The 3380-nt window shown below is 71.9% G+C and carries 4 protein-coding genes; all 4 read right to left on the bottom strand.

Features of this window, described 5'->3' with window-relative positions; all coding sequences use genetic code 11:
• Positions 1-17 precede the first annotated feature (17 nt).
• Positions 18-920, bottom strand: coding sequence for a MauE/DoxX family redox-associated membrane protein (locus RH94_RS05100; RefSeq protein WP_073946452.1), 903 nt, complete (start codon positions 918-920; stop codon positions 18-20).
• 37 nt (positions 921-957) lie between these two features.
• On the bottom strand, positions 958-1575 hold the full coding sequence (locus RH94_RS05095) for a cell wall protein (protein ID WP_073946451.1): 618 nt from the start codon (positions 1573-1575) through the stop codon (positions 958-960).
• A 12-nt stretch (positions 1576-1587) separates the two neighbouring features.
• A complete protein-coding gene (locus RH94_RS05090) occupies positions 1588-2010 on the bottom strand; it encodes an RlpA-like double-psi beta-barrel domain-containing protein (protein ID WP_073946450.1) in 423 nt (140 codons plus the stop codon).
• Between the two features lie 212 nt (positions 2011-2222).
• On the bottom strand, positions 2223-3380 hold a 1158-nt coding region (locus tag RH94_RS05085; protein ID WP_234425546.1), incomplete at its 5' end, for an acyltransferase family protein.

The raw sequence follows: 3380 nt of genomic DNA, 5'->3' as shown, positions 1-3380 counted from the left end.
AGCCGCTCGGTCGTTTCTCAGCCGACCATCGGCAGAGCCCGGCGCGGAGGAACCGCGTTCAGCAGTTCCCGCGCCACCGGTTCCCCGGTGTCCGCGTCGACGAGGCCGACGCGGACCACGGGGTCGCCGGGGGTGTCGCGGCCGACGGCGGCGTCCAGGGCGAAGACCACGGACACCGGCCGTGCGCGCTCCCCCCTCCCGTACACGCCCGAGTACAGGAGGAAGCGCCAGCCGTCCTCCTCCCAGTGGTCCAGGAGACCCGACCGGACCACCGGAGAGGCGGTCTGCCAGGCGAGGGAGCGCTCCAGCAGCTCCACGCTGGCGGCGACCGGCACATGGTCCCCCGCCTCGCCGCCGAGGAGCGGATGCCCGAAGACCCGCAGCCTCAGCCGGCGCAGGGGAAGCAGCCACCACCGGTCGAGGTCGGCCGAGAGCGCCACCAGGACGGCCGCGGCCACGGCCAGGAACACGAGCGAGCCGCCGGGCCGTCCGGTGATCGTGGACCACCAGGTGCCGTGCGCCACCGCCGCCGTCGCGCCACCCGCGAGCACCACCGCGGCGCGCGCGAACGCGCGCCAGGTGATCGGGGTGTCCTCGCTCGCCGAACAGCCGCAGGAGGACTCCGGTGCCAGCGCCCGGCCGTAGCCGAGGTAGCCGAGGAATCCGGCCCCGAGGACGGCGGTGGCCGTGCCCGGCAGCGGGTTCGCCGGTACGGCCGTCAGCCCCGCGGCGAGCAGGAGTTCCACCGCGCCGACACCCCGCAGCACCAGTGCCGCCCGCTCGCTGCTGCGCAGCATCCGGGCCAGCGCCGTTCTGGGCGCCCGGCGCACGGTGTCCCGGTCGAAGAGCTTGACCGAGCCGGTCCACCCCAGCAGGCCCGCGAGGACCAGTGGCACGAGGCCCGTTGTCAGTGAGAGCACCTTCGCCTCTCCTCTCTACCCTCCTCGGATCCGGCCGTCAGTGCCCGACGGAGACACGGACGACGTCCACCGAGTTGTCGGACGGCCGCCAGGCCCCGAGCACCTGGGCGCTCTGTCCGATGCGCAGCCGGGACAGGTCCGGGGTGAGCGCGCGGCCCGCGTAGGAGGCGTTCGTCGTGTCCGGGCGGACGCGGCCGACGATCTCGTGCTGTCCGTGGGAGAGGTGCAGCCGGTCCTTCGCGATGCCGCGGATCGTGGTGTCGAGGTTGACGATGTTCACCCACACCGCGTCGGCGGCGACGGTGCCGTCCGGCATCGGGACGCCGCGCGCGTAGAGCCCGTCACCGACCTCGATCTCGGCGGCGGTGGTGGGCCGGACCTTCCACACGCTGGTGGCGTTGGTCATCTGGACCCGGGAGTGGTCGCCGTAGGAGCCCGCGACCTGAAGGACGCTGCCGGTGATGGCGGTGATCCGGCCCTCCACGAAGGACGACTCGGGGATCGCCGGGTCGAGCGACGGCTCGGCGGCGAAGGCCGCGTCGGCGTCGATGCCGCCGAGGGCGGTCGCGCCGACGATGGTGGCGCCGCCGAGGGCGGCCGTGGTGAGGAAGCGCCGGCGGCCCAGGCCGCCGTCACCGTTCTGGCGGTACGTCATGGCGGGCTCCCCTCACTCGTAGATGTAGACCGGCAGCTTGCCGGAGCTGAGGCTGCCGATGGCCGAGAAGGCGGCCGGGGTCAGGTCCAGGACGCGGTTGGTGCGGCAGGCGCCGTTGCAGCAGGTGGCCTCGCCGCACCACTCCTTGGTGCGCGGTCCGCAGTCGGTGATCGTGATGCAGACGGTGGCGCCGGAGCACTGGTGCCTGACGTTCATCACGGCGCCGCAGCCGCGTCTGGGGATGTTCTCGCCGCACAGGTCGGGCCGGGTGATGTCCCAGCACGCCTGTGACGCGTTGGGCCAGGCGCCGTGATGCGCGCTGGACCGGCAGTTGCCGCAGGCGCCGCCGCCCGCGCTGCCGCACGGACCCCACGCGGATCCGCAACAGAACCAACTCGTCTCACCGGCCCACAGGCTGGTCGAACCGCAAGCCATCGTGCCGCCTCCCTTTGTCGCTGGAATGTCGTGCTCATGACAAATCACTGCGAGGGTTGTGCGCGCGGAGCACCCCAATGATGCGCCTGTCTACGCGCGTTGGCCAGAAGGCTGTTGAAGGTTCACCGGTCTGAACCACTGACAGGGCCGGCCCCTCCGCGAGGGACCGGCCCCGAATGTTCCTGCCCGCGTTGTCCGCGGTGCGCGACGGCTCAGGCCTTGGCCCGGCCGCGGGACGAACCGTTGGGCCACAGGCGGGGCTTGCGCCTGGCGGCCAGGTCCTCGACCCAGCCGACGGAGAGGAGGGTCAGGCCGATCAGGGGCCAGACGAGCACGAACTGCCAGAAGAGTTCCGTCGAGTCGAACCACGAGCTGGCGGCGTCGCCCTCCATGAAGGGCAGCTTGTAGACCTGGTCGAGGATCGGCACCGTCGCCATGATGAGCAGGTTGTGCCAGAGGTAGATCGTCACCGCCCGGTTGTTGGAGAGCGTGACCAGCTTGTCCCACTTGGCCAGCCGGCCCGGCAGCTTCTGCCACGACGGGGAGTACTGCAGCAGGATCACCACGATGCCGAACGACCACGCCGCCTGCGCGAGCGGGATGTCGTTCAGGTCCCAGCCCTCCGGGCCGAGGTGACCGGACGCCCACCACAGGCCGAAGGCCATCAGCGCGGACGCGCCGGACACCGACGCATAGCGCGGGATCCGCTTGAGCATGCCGTCGTTGTGGGCGAAGCCGAGCACCCAGCAGCTGCCGTACACGGCGAAGTCCTCGACCGCGTTGCCCAACTCGCCGGGAACGGTCACCAGTCCGGTGCCGACCACGGCGGTCAGCGCCAGCGGGAACAGCAGGGTCGCCCACGGCACCCTGCGGAACGCCCACAGCAGCAGCGGGGACGCCACCACGAACCACAGGTACGCCCGCAGGTACCACAGCGGGCCCGCCGCCTGGTCCGCCCAGGTGTTCTCCAGCCAGCCGGACTCGGAGCCGATGCTCAGCGGGTACGGCGGGGCACCGATCGGCACCAGGTAGTTGAGCACACTGGCCACGCCCCAGAAGGGGCCGCCGAGGTCCGGGTCCCTGCCCGGGTTCCAGCCCTGGACGAACAGGATGAACAGGATCATCGCGCCGAACACCCACAGCGGGGGCAGCAGGCGGCGCAGCCTGCTCTTGATCACGGAGAGGGCGGGGCGGTTGAGCGAGCGCGCCATCAGGGAGCCCGCCAGGGCGAACATCACGCCCATGGACGGGAACAGCACCGACAGCCACGCCCAGCCGAAGAGGTGGTACGCCACGACGCGCACCAGGGCGATGGAGCGCAGGAGGTCCAGGTAGCGGTCACGGCCGGGGCGGGCCGGCTTCTCCGCCCC

This window comes from Streptomyces kebangsaanensis (genome assembly GCF_001906585.1).
In the GTDB taxonomy this organism is placed as follows: domain Bacteria; phylum Actinomycetota; class Actinomycetes; order Streptomycetales; family Streptomycetaceae; genus Streptomyces; species Streptomyces kebangsaanensis.
This window is presented reverse-complemented; position numbering and strand designations above follow the sequence as displayed.